Origin of the sequence: Ferroacidibacillus organovorans (genome assembly GCF_001516615.1) — a bacterium.
Classification (GTDB): Bacteria; Bacillota; Bacilli; order Alicyclobacillales; family SLC66; genus Ferroacidibacillus; species Ferroacidibacillus ferrooxidans_B.
In genome coordinates this window covers 66,664-86,754 of sequence record NZ_LPVJ01000006.1, presented here as the reverse complement: position 1 = coordinate 86,754, position 20,091 = coordinate 66,664, and the positions used below count along the sequence as shown (strand labels likewise).

Below are 20,091 nucleotides of genomic sequence, written 5' to 3'. Positions count from 1 at the left end.
GGAAAAAGGCGAACATTAAATTGTGTTTTAGATTAGTTCGTTCGGGTTTTTGCTTGACTCTTACGCAGAGTTACGTAAGATGAAAAGAGAGGCATCGATACGAAGGGGAGGCTGTTATGTCGACATTGACGTCAGAGTATTACGGTGACGAGGTTCTTCATGTTGAACCGCATGGGATTGAACCAATTTCGCAAAATGAGCGTCACGGAAAACCGCGCAGCCTGTTTACGCTTTGGTTCAGTGCGAACCTGGAGTTTGCGACACTCACCGTCGGGGTGCTATCGGTCGGGTTGTTCGGAATGAGTCTCTCTCAGGCGTTTTGGGCTATAGCGGTCGGTACAGTGCTCGGCGCAGTCGTTGTGGGTCTCTTGACGACATTTGGATACCGTTGGGGTGTTCCACAGTTGATTCAGTCGCGCGGCGCGTTTGGGTTTTACGGCAATTTTCTCCCATCCATTATCAACTTTGCCGCAGGTGTCGGCTGGTATGCTGTGAATACCGTGCTTGGCGTTTACGCCTTGCAGTGGCTTTTGCCGATTGGCTTTGTGCCAAACCTTCTGATTATGATTGTGCTTCAGGCGGCAGTCAGCATCTATGGCCATAACATGATCCATTGGATTGAAAAAGTATCCGCACTTATTCTTGCCGCAGTTTTCTTAATCGTAACGTTCTATGCTTTCGGTCATATCAACCTTAACATTGCAGAAAATGTGAAAGCGCCATTGTTCAGTGGCACAGCTGGTTCCTTTATTCTATCGGTCGGCGCGTCACTCTCTTATATCATGGGGTGGATGACGTACTCTTCTGACTATAGCCGCTACTTGCCAAAAGGGACGAAAAGATCGAGCGCATTTTGGGCCGCATTTCTTGGAAACACCATTCCTTGCATTTGGCTTGAACTTCTCGGGGCGGCACTCGCCTCTGTGAAAAGTATCGCAGTTCCGACTGACTTGGTCTCAGGACTCATGCCGCACGCCCTTGTCGTGATCACGATGTTCGCGATCATTCTTGGGACCATTACAGCGAACGTGCTCAACATCTACTCGGGTTCTCTGTCACTACTCGCCATTGACACGCAGTGGCTAAAAGCGATTGCGCCTAAACGCTGGATTGTCACACTCTTTATTGGCGTGCTCGGGGGAATTCTTTCCTATATCGGTGGCCGCAGCGGATACTACACGAACTATAGCAACTTCCTCTACGTCCTATCCTATTGGGTCAGCCCGTGGGTCGCGGTCATCCTCATGGATTATTTTCTTTATCGCCGCGGCGATGACAACGTGTCGTCTTTTTACTCGAAGCAGCGGGCGCTTGGTGCGGGGCTCTGGGCATTTATCCTTGGGTTTCTCGCTTCTGTCCCATTTTTCAATCAGGCGATGTATGTAGGTTTTATCGCCGCCAAGTATCCGCATATCGGTGACATCTCTTATTATGTAAGCTTCGTGGTGGCCGCGATCCTCTACGGTCTTTTCTCGGCGATTGGCCGCTCCACCGCAAAAGCGGGTGCATCGGTCGCGTAGCCCATCCCTTCACTTCTCTCACAAAAGCCCAGATCGCATTTCGATCTGGGCTTTTTGTCGCAGGTGGCCATTCAGGTGGCGATGTTCATTTATGTCAAGAGAGGGATGAGGTGCGCGCTGTCTCGATGGTCTCCATAAGAGAGTCAAAAGACTTAGTAAACGCATCAAGCCCTTTTTTCTTGAGATCGCGACCGATCGCGTCAAGATCGATCGAGGCACTGGCACACGCGTCGAGAATCTCTTTCGTATGTGCGGGGTTTTCATCCAGCGTTCGCTTGACGACACCGTGATCGAGAAATGCGCGCAGGGTGGCAGGCGGCATCGTGTTCACGGTGTGCGGCCCGATCAGCGTTTCGACGTAGAGAACGTCCCGATAAGCGGCATTTTTTGTGCCTGTCGATGCAAAGAGCGGCCGTTGAGGTCGCGCGCTGTTGGCGCGTAGTTCTGCAAATGCATCGCCCTCAAAGATTTCCTGAAACGATTGGTAGATGCGCTGCGCGTTAGCGATGGCGACGCTCCCTTTGAGCAAGTCCGGCAGGGCATCGCCCTTGAGGCTCTCGACTGCCGCGTCGATGCGGCTGACAAAAACGCTGGCGACGGATGAAACAGTGCGCAGCGCCTGGCCGTTTTTGAGTCTGCGCGAAAGTCCGCACAGGTACGCGTTTGCGACATCCTCATAGTCGCTTAGTGTAAACATCAGCGTCACGTTGACCGAGACGCCGTCTGCGGTCAGGTTCTCAAACGCGACAAGCCCTTCTGGCGTCGCTGGGACCTTGATCATGAGATTCGGAAGGTTCAACAGTTGCACAAGGCGATGTGCCTCTGCCTCTGTTTGGTTGTGATTGTCACAAAATGCGGGCGGAACTTCCAGGCTGACATAGCCATCCTCACCATCGGTCGCTTCGTAGAGCGGGAGCAGGCTTTGCGCCGCCGCCTTGATGTCAGCAAAGACAAGCGCGTCATAGATCTCTTGCGCACTCTTTCCGCGGCTTGCCAATGCGCTTATTTTAGCGCGGTAGAGGTCGCTGTGGCCGATCGCCTGCTCGAAGATCGTGGGATTTGACGTCATCCCGCGCACGCCGCGCTCAAGCAGTGCGCTCATTTCACCTGTTGTAAACAAGTCTGATCGAATGTAGTCAAGCCATGCGCTCTGTCCCAGCTTGTGAAGCTCGTGCAGTGTCGTCACGCGCGGGTCGCCTCCTGTAAAGATGTTTTCGCAGCCGAAACGACGTGTTCTGCCGTAAAACCGAACTTCTCCATGAGCACCGCAGCCGGGGCGGAGGCGCCAAAGTGGTCGATGCCGATGGAGACACCGTGATCCTTTTTAAAGGATGCGAGTCCGGCGGGATGGGCCATCTCGATGACGACGCGCGCGCGGATTGCAGAAGGAAGTACCTCTTCCTGGTAGGAGGCGTTCTGTTCGAGAAAGAGTTGCGGGCAAGGAATGCTGACGACGCGCGCCCCGATGCCTTCTGCCTCAAGCGTTTTCTGCGCGTCCATCGCAAGCGCGACCTCGGAGCCACTCGCGATGAGAAGGACCTGTAGTGTCGCTGTCTCATTTTTGAGGATGTAGGCGCCGCGTGCGACACCGTCTCGCGCGCGTTGATCAGAACCGGCGTAAACTGGCAGTTTTTGTCGCGTGAGCGCGAGCGCGACCGGTCGATCGCGGTGCGCCATGGCATAATGCCACGCGGCGACTGTTTCGTTGGCGTCTGCGGGGCGGATTAGCAAGAGGTTTGGGATGAGCCGAAGCGCTGCGATCTGTTCGATGGGCTGGTGTGTCGGTCCATCCTCGCCAACACCGATGCTGTCGTGCGTAAAGACGTAGATGACGGGCAGTTTCATCAGTGCGGCGAGTCGGATCGACGGGCGCAAGTAGTCAGAAAACACGAGGAATGTCCCGCCGTAGGGATGGATTCCGCCGTGCAGTGCGAGGCCGTTTAGAATCGCGCCCATCGCGTGCTCACGCACGCCAAACCAGACGTTTCGCCCGGCGGGGTTCGCGGCGCTGTACACAGACTCGGCTTTCATCGTCGTCTCGTTCGATCCGGCAAGATCCGCCGAACCGCCAAAAAGTGTGGGAACGCGCTTTGCGATGACGTTTAGCGCGGCGCCAGAAATCTGGCGTGTCGCATAACCGCTCGCATCCGCGGCGTACGTGGGCAGGTCGGCGTCCCAGTTGGCGGGAAGTTTGCCTGACAATGTGAGTTTTAATTCAGCCGCGAGTTCGGGGTTGGCCTTTTCGTATGCGGCAAGGCGTGCCTCCCACGCGACCTGCGCCTCTGCGCCGCGCTTTGCGATGGATTGAAAATGCGCGGTCACTTCGGCTGGCACAAAATGCGTCTCTTGCCCGTTCCACTGATAAAATCTTTTGGCGAGGGCTGTTTCTTCCGCGCCAAGCGGGCTGCCGTGCGCTTTGGAGGTGCCCTGGCGACCTGGGCTGCCGTAGCCAATTGTTGTACGGATCTCGAGCAGGGAAGGACGAGGATCGTTTTTGGCCGCCGCGATGGCGCGCGCGATGGCGTCGAGATCGTCATCGCCGTTTTCCACGCGGAGGTAGTGCCAGCCTGCGGCTTCGGCGCGGAGTTTTATGTTTTCGGTGAACGCCATGTCGGTTGGTCCGTCAAGAGAAATGTCGTTGGAATCGTAGAGCACGACCAGTTTGCCGAGTTTCTGATGCCCGGCAAACGACATGGCTTCGTAGGAGATGCCCTCCATGAGGTCGCCGTCGCCGACGAGTGCGTAAGTCATGTGATCGATGATCTCGTGTTCAGGGCGATTGTAGCGGGCTGCGAGAAAGCGCTCTGCCATCGCAAAGCCGACGGCATTTGCGATGCCTTGCCCAAGCGGTCCGGTTGTCGTTTCGACGCCGCGCGTGTGACCGAATTCCGGGTGGCCAGGCGTCTTGCTGCCCCACTGCCGGAACTGCATCAGGTCTTCACGCGTGAGCCCATAGCCAAATAAATGAAGCAAGCTATAGAGAAGCATGGAGCCGTGGCCTGCCGAGAGCACGAACCTGTCGCGATTGGGCCACGCCGCGTCTGCGGGGTTGTGCTTTAGAAACTGCGTCCACAACACATAGGCCATCGGCGCGGAGCCCATGGGCAGACCAGGGTGGCCGCTGTTTGCTTTTTCCACGCTATCGATGGAAAGGGTTCGTATGGTGTTTATGGAAAGCGCATCGATGCTCGATGCTGACATAAAGGTGACCGCCTTTCGCGAACGAACTGAGATGGAGGAGCTTTTTCCCTATTATGCACCAAATGGCGCGCTATCGCGAGGCGGGACGGTGAGGATGGGGCGTAGGGGCTGGTCAGACCAGAACGATGAAAAAATCGGTGATGCTTTGTGTGTGAAAGTCGTTATAGTAAGGATACTGGCGGTAGGGGATACACTCCTGCTATAGCAGATCCGAAATTGCCTTCTTCACTTGCGAATCCTATTTATTCACTTGTTTCATCAAATCAGATGCCTTTACCTAATGCAGCGGTTGTAGCCCCGTACAATCTATCGTCCGAGGTTTATACAGATCGAGTACATTGGACTGTCTGGTCTGGAAACGAAGTCGAAAATCCGACAACAGGTGTATTATTGGTTTTTGATCTAAGTAATAATCTGGCTTTGAAGAGTACTGCAATACCAAGAGCCGGAATGATACAAATTACTGGATTTAAGACCGTCATCGTTGACTTGAAAAGCAATTTAGGGATCGGCACCTATAACACAAGTACAGGAGTTGTGACCTGGAATTGATGCTAAACGCTTATTGCGTCGATTTAGGCGGTTTTACGTAAGTTTTCCATCATTTTTGTCGGCTTGAGGACAAAAATGTATGGTATTCGCTCAACGAATATAGTAATCTAGCATTGCAGTTACGCTGAGGTTCGTTGATGCACCGTCTGTAACATGGGCGCTTGGGCGGTCGCGGAGCTTATAGCGCATCCATCCTTCTTTGTGGGGTGCAGTACATTTTCAGGTTTTGCCCCAGAAGGAAGGAGAGTTTTCCACCATGAAAAAGAAATTGATCGCGGCAGCAACAGTTGTCGCCCTCGTTTTGGTGGCCTCAGCGGATTCATATGTTATTTAATGCAACACCAAAACACCTCTCGAGATTGTGAGGTGTTTTCTTATAAGGGGTGCGCCATTGCAACTGATCGTCATTGGACTCGCGGTAATCTTTGCATTTATCCGGGGTGGCAGGGAGTTGATCCTCCCGAATTTCGTGTGGAAACGGTTGCTGCTTGTCTCTATTGGTTTGCAACTCGTTTCTTTTGTGTTTCCTGTGCTGAAGATCGCCTTGGTTGATCTATCATACGCGGTGGCTCTGTTGTTTCTGTATTTGAATTACAAGATCGTGGAGCTGCGGTTTGCACTGGTTGGCGTTGCGATGAACGCAATTGAGATCTGGCTGAACGGCGGTGCAATGCCCACCATTCACGTTGCAGCGATGAACAAACTGACAGTTGATTTGCTTCAGCAACATACGCAGTGGCACCAATTTCTTACGGGAAAAACAGTGTTTCCTTATTTTGCAGATATTTTTTATATGAGTGTTCCCTACAGAGCAATCTACAGTGTTGGCGATTTTTTGATCGCATTGTCCATTGGCATGCTTTTGCAAAGAGTGATGGGTAAGCCACTATTTTATGAGAACAAGAGGTTGTGAAAATTGGATGCGCCTTAGTTTCCGGACTGTGCTTACAGTTTTTAGTACAATTATTTCACTTTACATGATCTATAATGGTTTGAACTATACGAATGAGCTTCACGTCATGTATTGGACAGCTGCGTTTTTTGCGATCACGTTGTTGATGAGAATTAGCCCTACATTCAATAGCAATGGTTTTATGTTAAGTCTTACTGGAATGTTAAATATTTTTGTTATTCTTCAACTTGGTATTTTTCCGTTTATATTAATAAAAACCTTTGAGCAAATTTTATTGGTTATCACCGATGTGATGAGGAAGGGGTACTTCTTTTTAAATATTTTCAATGTGTGTGTGAGTGGATACATGGCGAATGATGTTTGGAATCTCTCGGCTGGTAATCCAAGCTATCGGGCAGTGTTTGCAATTGCCGCTGCATGTGTATACCTTGTTGTGCATTATATCATTTTTTTCGTTGTAATATATTCACTGAATAAAGACGGAGTAGTGGAGCGCTTCAAAAAACACATCTTGAATATCTGGGCGCCGGAACTGTCGCTCTCCTTTCTCGGCGTGGTGTGGGCGCTGCTTTACGCGAAATACGGGATTTGGTCGACGGTGGTGCCGTTTGCGCTTTTCTTTTTCATCCGTGCGATGCTGAACCGCCAGATCAAAGACGCGAAGACGATCGAGAACTATGCACATCGACTTGAGGAGCAGTATGAGGCGACGATTCGGACGATGGCGATGGCGGTGGATAAGCGCGATCCGTTTACGGCGGGGCACTCACGGCGAGTTGCTGGACTGACAAAGGTGATCGCGGCGGAGGTCGGCGGCTTTCCGGATGAGAAAGAGGTCTATTTCAGCGGTCTATTGCACGACGTGGGGAAGATTTCGGTGCCTGACTCGGTGCTTTTGAAACCGGGGAAATTAGAGGACGACGAGTGGGCCCAGATGAAGATGCATCCGGAGATTGGTCATCAAATGCTTCTGGACGCAGTCGCGAGTGATACGATTCTTCACGCGGTGCGCTCTCATCACGAGTGGATGATCGGTCGCGGCTATCCGGACGGGTTGCAGGGGGAACAAATTCCGCTCATCGCGCGCATCGTCAGCGTCGCGGATGCGTTTGACGCGATGGTGTCAAACCGCATCTACCGCAAGGGTATGCCGATTGCTGAGGCGAAACGAAGGCTGCTGGAGGGAGGCGGCACGCAGTTTGACCGGGGTGTGGTCGATTCGTTTGTCGCAGTGCTCGACCGCATCTCAAAGGAAGAACTGCTGGAACTTGGGTACGGGGATCAACCGCCAAACAGTGACGTCGAGCCGCTCGAAGAGATCAGTTTGACGAACCCTCGTCTGGATGAACGATTGAGACACATGGAAGAGATGCGCCTCATGAGTGAAGGGCGTTTGGGTGAGGGGCCTGTGTTCGACCAGGATTCGAGTGAGAATCCAACTGGCGTGAGGCGTTTCCTCAGTGGACAGGGCGAGGCGGCTGCGACGGACGAATAGGGCGCGGCGAATGTGGGGGTCCACGGGATCGCGTGTAGTATGCGGTGGTGTATAATGGGGTTGAATCCATCTCATAAGGAGGATGCCCGTGAATCCGTACGACTGCGCACACGAGCTTGCCCGCGCGATCCGTGAATCGGAAGGGTTTCGTGCGATGAAAGCGGCGAAAGAAAAGATCGAACCGGATGAAAAAGCGAAAGAGATGTTGAATGACTTTCATTTGAAGCAGCTTCAATTCGAGCAAAAACGCATTCTCGGACAGGAGCCGACAGCAGAAGAGCAAGAAGGGTTACATAAGCTGTATGAGATTCTGCAGATGCATCAGCCAGTGCGCGAATATCTTCAGGCAGAGTATCAATTGAGCGTTCTCATGCAGGATGTGCAGAAGGTTCTCGGTGATCTCTTTTTGGATGTGTCGGTAACGCGCTAAGCCTCGTCATTCAAAACTGACTAAATCAAATACGGAGGTACTCGAATGAAAGTCACCTTTTTAGGTCACGCAGCACTTCTTGTCGAAACGGAAAACCATCGCATTCTATTCGACCCCTTTCTTACTGGAAACGGCACCGCGTCGGTTACTGCGGAGGAGGTCGAGGCAGACGTCATCCTCTTGACGCACGCGCACAGCGATCACGTGGGCGACACGGTGGCAATCGCGAAGCGGACAGGCGCGCAGGTCGTAGCCGTGTTTGAACTCGCCGCCTGGTTGATGGGGCAAGGCATCCAGGTTCATCCGATGCATTTGGGCGGTTCGCACACGTTCGATTTTGGGAGAGTGAAGTACACCCTCGCGTTTCACGGGGCAGGCATCGAAACGCCAGACGGCATCCTTTACGGCGGCAATCCGGCGGGGATCCTGCTCACTGCTGACGGAAAGACACTCTATCACGCGGGTGACACTGCGCTGTTTGGCGATATGAAGCTGATCGGTGACATGAATGAGATTGACCTTGCCGTGCTTCCCATCGGAGACAACTTTACCATGGGACCCGAAGACGCGGTGGTGGCGGCGACCTGGCTTCATCCGAAGGCTGTCTTGCCTGTACACTACAACACCTTCCCGCTCATCGCGCAGGATGGACAGGCGTTTGGACACGCTGTCGAGCGGCATGGCATTCACGCATACATCCTCGAACCTGGACAGTCTGTCGAAATTTAACTGTTCGCGAAAAAAACGCCCACATCCCTGGACAACACGGATGACGGGCGTCTTTTTTTCGCGCGTGATCGATCAGGCTGGGGTCCCTCTTTCCGTCAATATCAGGGAAGGGGGACGCCTTTTGATCGTCTTGAGCGATGGCAGCGCTTGAAAAACGACACGACTAGTGTCTCGTTTGTTGGTCCTTTGAGACGAGATTGATCATTGTTCTCGCAAGCACCCGTTGATCTTCCTTTGGTGAAACATTCCACATTTGCGCAAGGAGCCTTTCTTGTGGATTAGCAGGGTCAACCTTTTCCGCCAGATAAGAGCCCATGCGAACGGCTGCTTCTTCAAGCTGTTGATCCGACATGCCTACAGCGTGCGCCTGATTGACTCGATCCCCAAGCCACTCTTTCCACTTGCTGAAATCGTCGATGTAGGATTCGGGATTCATTCCCTGGCCCATTTGCATATCCATCATCTTCCTCCTCGCTGTTCGAATGCCCTTTTAGTGTCTGTCGCCCGTGACAATCTTATACAGGTGCATCCCCGAGACGAATATCGCTTGGCAATCCTTCATAGAGTCAAGGGTGAGCTTGTCTGTAAAGAGGTGGAGGGAAACACAAAGTGAAAATCACGAGACCGACAGGAAAAGCTGGCTCTTTGATCCTTTTTATCATCAGTATTGGCATCGTCATCATGGCGGCTCCCCGCCTTCACGTTACAGGTTTTCAGCCGAGTGCGTACTTTGCGTGGGGGTGGCTTTTGTTTGCCTGGCTAATTATTGGCGCGCATCTCTGGAATCTCGCGGATGTGCGGCGTGAACGCGAAATTCGTCCGACTCGCGTGTCGCGACTGCCAAAAAGTGCAGAGCGTAGCGCGCGTCAGCCTGATGATCGCAAAACGCGCATTACAGGCTGAAACAGGTGTCCGGTTGCCCCAAGTCCTGGAATGCGCTATTCTCAAGTTGATGAGCTACGTAGAGCGTATGCGTGGCGACGGTTTCCGGGTGGAGGACCACAGGGATGCAAATTTATCCTGATTTAGCGCCAGATGATCCGATTCTGTCCCTATTTCAAAAGGGAGTAAAGGGTCAGTGGTCTGCAGACGAGTTTGATTGGACGTTGCCAACACGGTTTGACGCGTCTGAGGCGACCTCGTTTGCGCGTGTGTTGACGCCAGTGTACCTTGGCGAACAGACGGCAATGCTTGGCGCGTCGACGGTGCTTGCGCATTTTGCGGCGGCGAGAGAGACCAGCGCTCAGCTTTACATCACGACATTTATGCTCGATGAAGCGCGCCATTTTGAAATGCTGACGCGCGTCTACAAACTGCTCGATCGAAGACCCCTCGAACTGCGTGAACTGCGCGAGATGTTTCGCTATCACCACCGACTTTTAAAGTCGCGGCACCGACTGGATTGGCTTTTTGGCATTCTCATCAGTGATTTATTCGCCAAAAACTTTTATGGAATGTTTCGCAAGCAGTTCCCTGATACGCTTTTTGGCAAGTTATCCGTTCGCATCATTGGAGATGAGGCACGCCACCAAGCTTTTGCGGAACACTATATCGGTCGCCAGGTTGATGAAATGCCGCATGAAACGCGGGATCGACTGCTAGAGATGCGCGACGACTTGCTTGTTATCATGCACCAAATGTTGGGATCTCTCTCCAAAGATGCGTACAACGTGGGGTTTGACGGGTACGCGCTCATGCAAGAGTTAGAAGAGGACATTCGAAGAAAGATCCACGCGTTGGGACTCGAACCTGAAGCGCGCGCGGAGGCGCTTGAAACGCTTGAGCGTGAAGAGACGGCGTGGCGAGAAGAAATGGGAATGACAGAGGATTAGGGTTTGGCAGATGCGGCGTGGGCTTTGCCCTGCATCTGCCATTTCGCTATGATGAAGAGAAACGATATGTCAGGGGAGACGAAGATTTGGAACCGACACAAATGACCTTAACCTATGACGAGATGACCAAACGCTTGTCAAAAGCCATCGATAAACTTCAAGAGATCCCTGCACAGTCTGACCGCGCGGGACGCATCGCAGTTGCCCATGCTGCGCTTGAACTGTCGCGCGAGTGCGTCGAGGCTTGGCTTGTGCTCGCACAGGAGGCGGGGGATGACCCTGAAAAGGTGAGATCGTATCTGGAAGAGGCGCTTCAGGCGGGCGATCGCCTGTTTGAAGAGAAGCGCGAATCATGGCTCGGCCGCTTTGGGCAACTGCCGCAGACGCGTGCCTATATGCAGGCGCGTGCGGCGCTCGCGCAAGTGCTGTGGGATATGGGGGATCACGATCGCGCCATTTCGACGCTCTTTGAATCGCTCGAATTGAATGAGAAAGATCCGCTCTCGATGCGCTATCTTTTGCTTAAAGCGCTGCAGGACAAGCAGGATTTTGAGGCGCTTGACCGGTTGTTGAAAATGTATGAGAGCGACACGTCCACGACGTTTAGCTACGCGCGTCTTTTGTGCGCATTCGCACTCTATGGAGATTCTCTGCCTGCCCGCTCGGCGTTTCTTCAAGCCAAGAAAGTGAACCCGCATGTTCTCGACTTTCTTCTGGGGTTGCGCGTGATGCCAAATAAGTTGCCAAAAACTCTTAATCCAGGGGACGAGTCCGAAGCGATTCGCTATACGGCGGCGTTTGGCGACGCCTGGCTTGATACAGACAACGCGATTGAGTATTTGCGCGCACAGAAGAAAAAACGCACGGAAAAAGAGGCGCAGCGCGCAAAGCGCTAATTTTTCCGTGCCGGCGATTGCGTGCTGTGCACAGCACGTGTTTTTCACTGCGTGCGTTGGCGAGTGTATGAAAGATACAAGATTTGATGAAACTTTTCGCCAGAGATTGCGTACATAACCATAGAATGAACTGGCGATGGATGAAACAACGGGTTAAGGGCGGTTGATGATGTCCGAAGATGTGACATTCGATCTGGGCGCGGCGACTTGGCGCCACGCGCATGATGATGAAGAATCGTACCTGGAGGCGCTTGTAGAGCGTTTGACACGCTCGCTCCCGTCCCTTGTCACGGTGCATCGCGAGTCGCACCTGTTTTCAAAAGCGCATCCTTTGGATCGAATTGAGGTGCACCTTGATCCGGACACGTACCTGCTTGTCAAAGAACACGGGCGCTGGGTACCGCGCAAGGCAAAAACGGTTCGCGGCATTATTCTTTCCACGCAAGAGCTTAGCTTGACGGAGTGGCTTGACGGACTCTCGCAAGCAATCACCGCGTATGCGCAGGTGCACCGCGAAGCGCGCCAGGCGCTTGAAGATTTCCTCCTGTAACGCACAGATGATGAAAGAGGAGGGGTTACGTGTTTCGCTTTTGGTTTGGGGACAAAAAGAATCAACAAGTTTCCCCTGTACTAAGCAGTCCGCCACCCCCTGCGCTTGATCTCAAGGCTCTGCGAGAGGCTGAGGCGGCCCGCGCCAACCGCACTGCACAGGCACTCGCGCAGGGCAGGTTGCCGGATGATGCAAAAGCGCGCATGGAGCGACAAAAGTCGGGTCAATTGCCGTGGACGAGTGACCTCTCAGTCAGTGAGTGGGCGGGACTTCGCGCGTACCGCTTTCGCCCGCTCGGGCAGGTGATGGGCAGCAGCTTCTATCATGTGGGGTATGTGCCAAACGGCTTATTATCGTATTACACCAACACGCATGAGATGCGTGCGCCGACCCAAGCGATGTATGAAGGACGACGACTGGCGCTAGAACGCATGGAGCAAGAAGCCATCGCGCTCGGTGCGCATGCGGTGGTTGGCGTGGATCTAAAGCGTTCTCCCTTTCAGTTGCAGGATGACGTCGTCGAATTCTCGTGCTTTGGCACAGCGGTGACGCTTGAGAATGTCCCGCTGCCCAGTCGGCCGATTCTCTGCAGTGTCTCTGGACAGGATCTTGTGCGACTGCTTGCGCGCGGCGTCATGCCGATCGGCTTGGCGCTTGGCGCATCTTTTTATTATGTGCGCACAGATTTTTGGGATCTTCGTCAGGAGCAGAGCTTTTACAATCAAGAAATGGGCCATTTTTCACGCGCGGTCAACGAGATTCGGCGTACGGTGACGCACAAGCTTCACGAAGACGCGAAACGACTCGGCGGCACAGGCGTAGTTGGCGGGGATTTTTCTTTTCACGTTGAAGAGATCGCGGGTGGGACGACAAACGACGATCAGGAGATTATCGACCATATCTTGCAGGCGCTCATGGTTGGCACGGTGATCTCCCATGTTCCACAGATGGAAATGCCCGTCGCGCCAAAGCTTGCGATCACGCTCAACGACGGATTGATTCGTGGACAACGGGGGAGATGAGCCGATGGCAGATGCGAACTTTAAAGATTTGCCGCAGCATGCGCTAGAGCGACTTCAGGGGCTTCGCAATCAGAACCATCCTGGCGGTGTATTTACGAGTGACCTCTCGGTAAACGAGTTCTTGCTCGTGCGCGAGGCGGGGTTTGAGCCGATCGGGATGGTGGTTGGAAGCAGCATTTACCACATCGGTTTTCAACAGGCAAACTACCGCTCGAATGAAGAGTTGCAGGTGCTCAGCCAGGCGATGTACCATGCGCGGGAACTCGCGATGAGCCGCATGGAAGAAGAGGCGCAGGCGCTTGGCGCGGATGGCGTCGTCGGTGTTCGTCTTGATGTTGGGCGTTACGAGTGGGGCGAGGATCTGGCTGAGTTTATCGCGATTGGCACGGCGGTGGTCTCGCGCGAGAAAGGGAACTTTCGGACGATGAGTGGCAAGCCGTTTACAAGTGACTTGTCAGGACAAGATTTTTGGACCCTCTTGCGCGCCGGATACCGACCACTCTCTATGGTCATGGGTTCTTGCGTCTATCACGTTGCGCACCAGTCATTTCGCCAGTATCTTCGCAGCGTCGGGCAGAACTGCGAGATGGCGAATTACACACAGGCGCTCTATGACGCGCGGGAACTCGCGATGGAGCGCATGCAGATGGAGGCGCACAACGAAAAGGCAGAAGGTATCGTCGGTGTGCAGCTTCAAGAGAAGAGTCACGGTTGGGGAAGTCATGTGATCGAATTTTTTGCCGTTGGAACCGCCGTCACACCAACTTCGAGCGATCACTCGATTCCGGTGCCGCAATTGATTCTCTCGCTCAACGATTAAGGGGGCGATGGCGACGAGCTTGTTTAAAAGGGTTGCCAAAATCGTGGAGAGCCACGTGAACGAGCGAAGCGAACAGGCGGTCACGCCTGAGTCGCAACTCGCGCTTGCCCGTCAGCAACTCTTGGTGCAGGCGGGGGATCTCAAGGCCGCACTGGGTGAGGTGTCTTACCAACGGTCACTCTGTGACCAAGAGATTGTGCGTCTTGAAGCCGAAATCACAAATGCACTTGCTTCTGCGCAGGAGGCGGTGGCGCGCGGCGAAGAACAAGAGGCGCGAGAGTGGCTTTTAAGAAAGCAGCACGCGACAGATCGCTTGGCAAAGCAGAGGATCAAGCGGGATGTGCACCAGCGGCAAGCCGGTCGCCTCGAAGTCGCGCTGCGCGATCTGCGCGAGCAGTTGCATGATTTTGACGAAAAGCGGGCAGACCTTGACGCGCGGACAAGGCTCGCCAAAGCAGAGGCGACAGCGGCAAATGCGCGGACGCTGCTCGTAGATGCCACGCGCGAGGCGCTCGCAAAAAAGGAAGAAGAAGCGCTTGTCGCTGAAGCGCGCGTCTTGATCACGCGGTCGATTGACGATGAGTTTGAGCAGATGCTGCGCGACCATCAAAAGAAGTAGGTTTGTGCATCTTGCTCTTGGGACGTTTTGGAGGTCACTGCCGTGCGCGGCTGTGGCCTCTCATTTTGTTAGGAATCACTCGATTCTGTGATACACTAACGTGAGAAAATCAAGGTTATGATCCTAAACATAGATAGGTGCAGGGTCGGTTAGGAGTGGCCGAGTTGCTCTTTGTGAAAAAATTTGGTGGCACATCTGTCGGTACGACGGAGCGTATTAACGCCGTTGCAGACCGCGTTTTAAAAACGGTTCGGGCAGGCCATGCATGTGCGGTGGTGGTCTCTGCCATGGGGCATACGACGGATGAACTGGTACGTCTAGCCGAGGCGATCTCGAGTCAGCCAAATCGCCGGGAAATGGACGCGCTGCTTGCGACAGGCGAACAGGTGACGACGGCGCTTTTGGCGATGGCGCTTCACGAGCGGGGCGTTGTTGCAGAGTCATTCACCGGATGGCAGGCGGGAATCAAAACGGAGGCGACACACGGATCGGCGCGAATCGAAGAGATCGAAACAGCGCCGCTGCGCGCACTGCTTGATCGCGGCGGGGTGCCTGTCATCGCTGGATTTCAAGGCATCGCGGGAACGGCGATCACGACGCTTGGCCGCGGAGGGTCGGATACGACAGCCGTTTCGGTCGCGGCGGCGCTACGCGCGGATTACTGTGAGATTTATACGGATGTGACAGGTGTCTATACGGCGGACCCACGGCGCGTACGATCGGCGCGAAAGCTTGAACACCTACGCTATGACGAGATGTTGGAGCTTGCGAATCTTGGCTCACAGGTGCTTCACCCGCGCGCGGTCGAGACGGCAAAGCGACACGGGATAAGGCTCGTGGTGCGATCCAGTTTTGATGAGACGGAAGGGACGGTTGTCGGAGATATGTTAATGGAAGGGGCGCGCGTCGTAACAGGCGTCGCATGTGAAAAAGAAGTTGCGCGCATCGCGCTTGTCGGCATGCCAAAATCCGGGAAGCAACTCGCAGACGTATTTGGCGCGCTCGCGAGTGAACATGTGAACGTTGATGTCATTGTGCAGAGCATCGTTCGTCAGGGGGAAGTGGACGTTTCGTTTACAGTGGCGGAGAGCGAACTTACGCATGCGCTTGCCATTTGCAGCTCGCTCGCGGAAAAAACGCGCCACCATTCGATCGTTCAGGAGCGCGGCCTGTCGAAGATTTCGATTGTTGGCGCCGGAATGATCAGCAATCCGGGGGTTGCCGCACGGATGTTTGAGGCGCTTGAGCGCGCGGGCGTCGATGTGCTTATGGTCAGCACGTCTGAGATCAAGGTGTCGTGCGTCATCGCGCAAGATTACCTTGATGCGGCAATGCGCGCGGTTCATGACGCGTTTCATCTTGGAGAGGAGGGCGTGCATGCCCATTCGTGATCTCACGGCGCTGCGAAACGCCTTGGCAAGTGGCGATGTGAGCAGTGAGGACGTGACCAGAGTCTACGTAGAGCGGATTGCGCGCTATGATCAAACACTCTCAAGTTATATCACGGTCTGCGCAGAGGAGGCGCTCGAAGCGGCGCGTGAGTCGGATCGCGCAGTTGCCAGAGGTCGTGCCCGCAGACCGCTTGAAGGCGTGCCGCTTGGAATCAAGGACCTGATCGACACGCGCGGTGTGCGCACGACATCTGGTTCGCAACTCGAAGGCGCGCGCGTGCCTTTGGAAGATGCGGAGGTTTGGGTAAAGCTGCGCGCGGCGGGCGCGCATTTGCTTGGAAAGCACAATCTGCATGAGTTTGCGTTTGGTGCGACCAATGAGAACCCGCACTACGGCGCGAGCCGCAATCCGTGGGATACGGCGCGCATCAGCGGTGGGTCAAGCGGCGGCAGCGCGGTGGCCGTGGCGGCCGACTTGTCACCTGCCTCGATTGGCACGGATACAGGGGGATCGATTCGGATTCCGGCTGCATATTGCGGCGTCTTTGGCCTGAAGCCAACCTATGGTCGCGTCAGTGTGCGCGGTATTTCCCCACTCGCCTATTCGCTTGACCACGCGGGTCCCATCACGCGTTCGGTGCGCGACGCAGCGCTTCTCATGGATATCATCGCCGGGTTTGATGTTGAGGATGATCTCTCGCTGCATGCGCCGCTTCGTTCGTTTGGCGGTCGCCTGGGACGCGGGGCAAAAGACGTGCGCATCGGGGTGAGCCGCTCCTTTTTCTTTGAGAATGTCCAGCGAGAGATCGTTTTGCGCGCCCACGAGTTGCTTGAACGCCTCGCAGGCGAAGGCGCGGTCATTGAGGAGATGGACCTTGATTTGAGCGATGTACCTGGTGCGCAAGACATCATCATCACGAGTGAGGCGCTCTACGCGCACCACCAGCGCTTGACAGGCGGTGGCGATCTGTACGGGGCGGATGTGCGTGAGCGGCTATTGCGCGGAAACGGCTTTACGGCGGTCGACTATGCGCGCGCGCAGCGTGTCCGCTATGCCCTTCGCGCGCGGATGCGGCGTGTCTTTGAGCATGTTGATCTTTTGCTCGCACCAACGGTTGCCTTTTTGCCAACGCCTATTGGCGCAGGTTCTGTCTCGTTGCCTTCCGGTGAGGAGCCTGTGCGAAGTCATCTGACCCGACTGACCAATCCGCTCAATCTGGCGGGAATCCCTGCCTTATCCGTACCGTGTGGCCGTTCAAGCGCAGGACTCCCGATCGGGATGCAACTGATCGGGCCTGAGCTTCAAGAAGATTTGGTGCTGCAAGTCGGCGAGGTGATTGAACGGTTATACCCGCTTGAGGCGCCAGTCTTGAGGAATCAAAGGGCGAGCGAGGTTGATTTGACATGTGCGAAAAGAGGCTGCTGCGCTGGTTGACGGATGAGCGTGTCGACACAAAGCTTCGCCAGGAGCTTGAGGGGCTTTGCGAAGAGGAGCGGCAGGCGCGCTTTACAGGGGAACTTACGTTTGGTACGGGCGGGATGCGCGCGCTTATGGGCGCCGGGGAAAACCGGATGAACGTTCACACGGTGAGGCGCGCGAGTTTTGGGTTGATGCAGTACGTGAAAGAAAGTGCCGCGAAAGAGAACTGGCGGGTGGCGATTGGATACGATGGGCGCTATGACTCGGCGCGCTTTGCAGAGGAGACGGCGTGTGTCGCGGCGGCGGCGGGCGTGACGGCCATTTTGTACGAGGCGGCGCGCCCGACACCGATGCTCTCCTACGCTGTGCGCGCAAACGGGTGCGCGGCGGGCGTCATGATCACGGCGAGCCACAACCCGCCTGAGTATAACGGCTATAAGGTGTACGACGCGACAGGGTGCCAGGTGTTGAGTGATGCCGCAGCGGCGATTGAAGCAGCCATTCGGGCAGTGCCTGATCTGCTCGCGATTCCTGTGCTTTCGCGTGCAGAGGCGGAGGAGGCAGGGCGGCTGGTCCTGCTTGGCGCCGAGATGGATGAGCGCTATTTGCGCGAAGTGAACGTCCTCGCGCAGGGAAGGCGGCCGCTTGCTGAAAGTGACCCGATCATCGTATACACCCCGCTGCATGGCGTGGGCGGATCGGTTGTGCCGGCGGCGCTTTTACAGGCCGGTTTCTCTGCGGTGCACGTGGTTGAACAAGAGGCAGTGCTCGACCCGGCGTTTACGCATGTGGACAGTCCCAATCCAGAGGATCGCAGCGCGTATCGCGGCGCGCTAAGACGCGCGCAGGAAGTGGGCGCTGATCTGATTATGGCGACGGACCCGGATACGGATCGCGTCGGCGTCATGGCGCGCGCATCCGATGGCACCTACGAATTTTTCACAGGCAATGAGATTGGCGGGATGCTCCTTGACACGTACCTCTCTCAACTTGAGAAAGAAGGCGCACTCCCGGCGCGTGGGGTTGTCGTGTGCACGCATGTGACATCCGACTTTGGTGAAGCGATCGCGCGTGCGCACGCTTGTCGCACGGTGCGCACGCTTACAGGTTTTAAGTACATTGGCGCGTGGATCAATGAGCACGAGCGCGGTGACGCGCAGGATGAGACCTTTGTGTTTGGCTATGAGGAGAGTGTCGGCTATTTGGCGCTTCCATTTGTGCGCGACAAAGACGGTGTGCAGGCGTCTGTGTTGATTGCGCAGATGATGGCCGATGCCAAACGTGCCGGAGAGACGCTGCCAGGGCGCCGGGCGCGCCTGTTTGCGCGGTATGGGTACTATCGCGACCGCTTGCTTGGCTTTCAATTTGACGGGGCATCAGGCGTTTCGCGCATGCAGGCGCTCATGGGCGAACTGCGCGCGCGACCGCTTGCGGTTGCAAACGAAGGGCCGATTGTCACGGAAGATACCTTGCGCGGCACACGCACACATGTGGGCGGGGCGGTGGAGGCAATCGATTTGCCGATGGCCGATGTGCTGAAATTCACGTTTCAAGACGGCGCGTGGATCGCCGTTCGCCCTTCGGGGACGGAGCCAAAGTTGAAGGTGTATCTCGGTGTGTGCAAAAGCTCAGACGATGCGGCGTTCGCTCGTCTTGATGCACTTGAGCAGGCGGTGCGCGACCGTTTGAAGCCGTATTTCTAGATTTTTTCTGTACAGGTGATCGACGCGGGGAGCGTGGCGCAGTGAGATTCTTACAGCCAATCTATAAAGAGCGCATCTGGGGCGGTGATGAACTCAAGCGGATGTTTCATCTCGATACGCCACAGCCTGTCGGTGAGATTTGGCTCGCATCCGACCATCCCGCGGGGCAAACGGTGGACGAGCGCGGGCAGACGCTCCACGACCTGTTTCCGCAGCGCAAGTGGTTTCCGGTGCTGATCAAAATCCTGCACGCCAAAACGGATCTCTCCGTTCAGGTTCATCCGAACGATGAGCAAGCGCGCGCTCTTTTCGATCTTGGGAAAACGGAAGGGTGGCTCATCCTCCACGCGGAGCCGGGCGCGCGTATCTGCCGCGGGCTTACGGTTTCAACGCGCGCGGAGCTTGAGGCGTGTATCGCGCAAGGGCGCCTGCAGGATGCGCTTCGCTACGAGACGGTTCAGGCAGGTCAGTACATCCCGCTTCCTGCGGGCACGGTGCACGCGCTTGGTGCAGGGATTGTCGCGCTTGAGGTGCAACAAGCATCCGATACGACGTTTCGCATTTATGACTATGATCGGGTGGATGCGTCTGGCAACAAGCGGGTGTTGCATCTCGCGCAGGCGCTTGACGTGATCGACTTTGCTTTTACAACGGATGACAGGGAGAGCAAAAGTGATCATACCTCGAGGAGCGCGGCGAATTTTTTCGGGCGTTCTGCCGCAACAACTGCAGAAAATATGCGTGTGTGGCTCGATCGCAATCCCTATTTTTCCCTTGAATTGCTTGCGGTCGATGGTAAGGAAGTCAGTCATGTCACACGCGAGCCGGGGGTCGTGTGTGTAACGGGACTGCGCGGAAATGTCCATCCAAAAGGTGCGCAAGTGGGAAGCTTACCCTACCCGACGTGGGTTCTTGAGGCAAATGAACCGCTTGTCCTTGAAGGGAGCGGTACGGTCGCCATTGTACATTTGCCGTGACATGTGCGTGTGTGTGTCGTA

At 55.1% G+C, this 20,091-nt stretch carries 20 protein-coding genes; 17 read left to right on the top strand and 3 right to left on the bottom strand.

Features of this window, described 5'->3' with window-relative positions; all coding sequences use genetic code 11:
• Positions 1 to 116: 116 nt before the first annotated feature.
• Positions 117 to 1,520, top strand: coding sequence for a purine-cytosine permease family protein (locus tag ATW55_RS01950; RefSeq protein ID WP_067711519.1), 1,404 nt, complete (start codon positions 117 to 119; stop codon positions 1,518 to 1,520).
• A 94-nt stretch (positions 1,521 to 1,614) separates the two neighbouring features.
• Here ATW55_RS01950 and tal read toward each other — a convergent pair whose 3' ends face one another.
• Together tal and tkt are read right to left on the bottom strand one after the other, a co-directional pair.
• Complete coding sequence (tal, locus tag ATW55_RS01945; protein WP_067711516.1) at positions 1,615 to 2,706, bottom strand: transaldolase; 1,092 nt, start codon at positions 2,704 to 2,706, stop codon at positions 1,615 to 1,617.
• On the bottom strand, positions 2,703 to 4,721 hold the full coding sequence (gene tkt / locus ATW55_RS01940) for a transketolase (RefSeq protein WP_067711513.1): 2,019 nt from the start codon (positions 4,719 to 4,721) through the stop codon (positions 2,703 to 2,705). The genes tal and tkt overlap by 4 nt, the downstream gene beginning before the upstream one ends.
• Before the next feature lie 147 nt (positions 4,722 to 4,868).
• On the opposite strand from tkt, the gene ATW55_RS15985 reads away from it, so the two are divergent.
• The 5 genes from ATW55_RS15985 to ATW55_RS01920 all read left to right on the top strand — a co-directional run bounded on the left by ATW55_RS15985 (position 4,869) and on the right by ATW55_RS01920 (position 8,840).
• Positions 4,869 to 5,273: a hypothetical protein gene (locus ATW55_RS15985; protein ID WP_153004979.1), complete on the top strand. Its 405-nt coding sequence runs from the start codon at positions 4,869 to 4,871 to the stop codon at positions 5,271 to 5,273.
• A gap of 391 nt (positions 5,274 to 5,664) precedes the next feature.
• Positions 5,665 to 6,186, top strand: coding sequence for a DUF5317 family protein (locus ATW55_RS01935; RefSeq protein WP_067711510.1), 522 nt, complete (start codon positions 5,665 to 5,667; stop codon positions 6,184 to 6,186).
• Between the two features lie 346 nt (positions 6,187 to 6,532).
• Positions 6,533 to 7,681, top strand: coding sequence for an HD-GYP domain-containing protein (locus tag ATW55_RS01930; protein WP_160327142.1), 1,149 nt, complete (start codon positions 6,533 to 6,535; stop codon positions 7,679 to 7,681).
• A gap of 88 nt (positions 7,682 to 7,769) precedes the next feature.
• Positions 7,770 to 8,111 carry a YlbF family regulator gene (locus tag ATW55_RS01925; protein ID WP_067711503.1) on the top strand — a complete coding sequence of 114 codons (342 nt, stop codon included), beginning with the start codon at positions 7,770 to 7,772 and terminating at the stop codon, positions 8,109 to 8,111.
• A gap of 45 nt (positions 8,112 to 8,156) precedes the next feature.
• Complete coding sequence (locus tag ATW55_RS01920; protein WP_067711500.1) at positions 8,157 to 8,840, top strand: metal-dependent hydrolase; 684 nt, start codon at positions 8,157 to 8,159, stop codon at positions 8,838 to 8,840.
• 163 nt (positions 8,841 to 9,003) lie between these two features.
• Here the strand turns inward: ATW55_RS01920 and ATW55_RS01915 are convergent, their stop codons facing one another.
• Entirely contained in the window at positions 9,004 to 9,300 is a 297-nt protein-coding gene (locus tag ATW55_RS01915) for a DUF3243 domain-containing protein (RefSeq protein ID WP_235586953.1), read from the bottom strand.
• Positions 9,301 to 9,449: 149 nt separating this feature from the next.
• On the opposite strand from ATW55_RS01915, the gene ATW55_RS01910 reads away from it, so the two are divergent.
• The 11 genes from ATW55_RS01910 (at position 9,450) to ATW55_RS01860 (ending at position 20,070) form a co-directional block, all read left to right on the top strand.
• Positions 9,450 to 9,743 carry a hypothetical protein gene (locus ATW55_RS01910; RefSeq protein WP_067711498.1) on the top strand — a complete coding sequence of 98 codons (294 nt, stop codon included), beginning with the start codon at positions 9,450 to 9,452 and terminating at the stop codon, positions 9,741 to 9,743.
• Positions 9,744 to 9,847: 104 nt separating this feature from the next.
• Entirely contained in the window at positions 9,848 to 10,672 is an 825-nt protein-coding gene (locus tag ATW55_RS01905) for a long-chain fatty aldehyde decarbonylase (RefSeq protein ID WP_067711495.1), read from the top strand.
• An 86-nt stretch (positions 10,673 to 10,758) separates the two neighbouring features.
• Positions 10,759 to 11,568: a hypothetical protein gene (locus ATW55_RS01900; protein ID WP_153004977.1), complete on the top strand. Its 810-nt coding sequence runs from the start codon at positions 10,759 to 10,761 to the stop codon at positions 11,566 to 11,568.
• Positions 11,569 to 11,737: 169 nt separating this feature from the next.
• A complete protein-coding gene (locus ATW55_RS01895) occupies positions 11,738 to 12,118 on the top strand; it encodes a hypothetical protein (protein ID WP_067711489.1) in 381 nt (126 codons plus the stop codon).
• A gap of 29 nt (positions 12,119 to 12,147) precedes the next feature.
• Entirely contained in the window at positions 12,148 to 13,140 is a 993-nt protein-coding gene (locus ATW55_RS01890) for a heavy metal-binding domain-containing protein (protein WP_067711486.1), read from the top strand.
• Positions 13,141 to 13,144: 4 nt separating this feature from the next.
• Positions 13,145 to 13,960, top strand: a complete 816-nt coding sequence (locus ATW55_RS01885; RefSeq protein WP_067711483.1) for a heavy metal-binding domain-containing protein — start codon at positions 13,145 to 13,147, stop codon at positions 13,958 to 13,960.
• A gap of 7 nt (positions 13,961 to 13,967) precedes the next feature.
• Complete coding sequence (locus ATW55_RS01880) at positions 13,968 to 14,579, top strand: PspA/IM30 family protein (RefSeq protein WP_067711479.1); 612 nt, start codon at positions 13,968 to 13,970, stop codon at positions 14,577 to 14,579.
• A gap of 164 nt (positions 14,580 to 14,743) precedes the next feature.
• Positions 14,744 to 15,970: an aspartate kinase gene (locus ATW55_RS01875; RefSeq protein WP_067711476.1), complete on the top strand. Its 1,227-nt coding sequence runs from the start codon at positions 14,744 to 14,746 to the stop codon at positions 15,968 to 15,970.
• Positions 15,957 to 17,405: an amidase gene (locus tag ATW55_RS01870; protein WP_067711473.1), complete on the top strand. Its 1,449-nt coding sequence runs from the start codon at positions 15,957 to 15,959 to the stop codon at positions 17,403 to 17,405. Before ATW55_RS01875 ends, ATW55_RS01870 begins: the two co-directional genes overlap by 14 nt.
• The gene (locus tag ATW55_RS01865; protein WP_067711470.1) at positions 17,375 to 19,093 is read left to right on the top strand and encodes a phospho-sugar mutase; all 1,719 of its coding nucleotides are present in this window, start codon (positions 17,375 to 17,377) and stop codon (positions 19,091 to 19,093) included. The genes ATW55_RS01870 and ATW55_RS01865 overlap by 31 nt, the downstream gene beginning before the upstream one ends.
• 41 nt (positions 19,094 to 19,134) lie before the next feature.
• Positions 19,135 to 20,070, top strand: coding sequence for a type I phosphomannose isomerase catalytic subunit (locus ATW55_RS01860; protein WP_067711466.1), 936 nt, complete (start codon positions 19,135 to 19,137; stop codon positions 20,068 to 20,070).
• Positions 20,071 to 20,091: the final 21 nt, after the last annotated feature.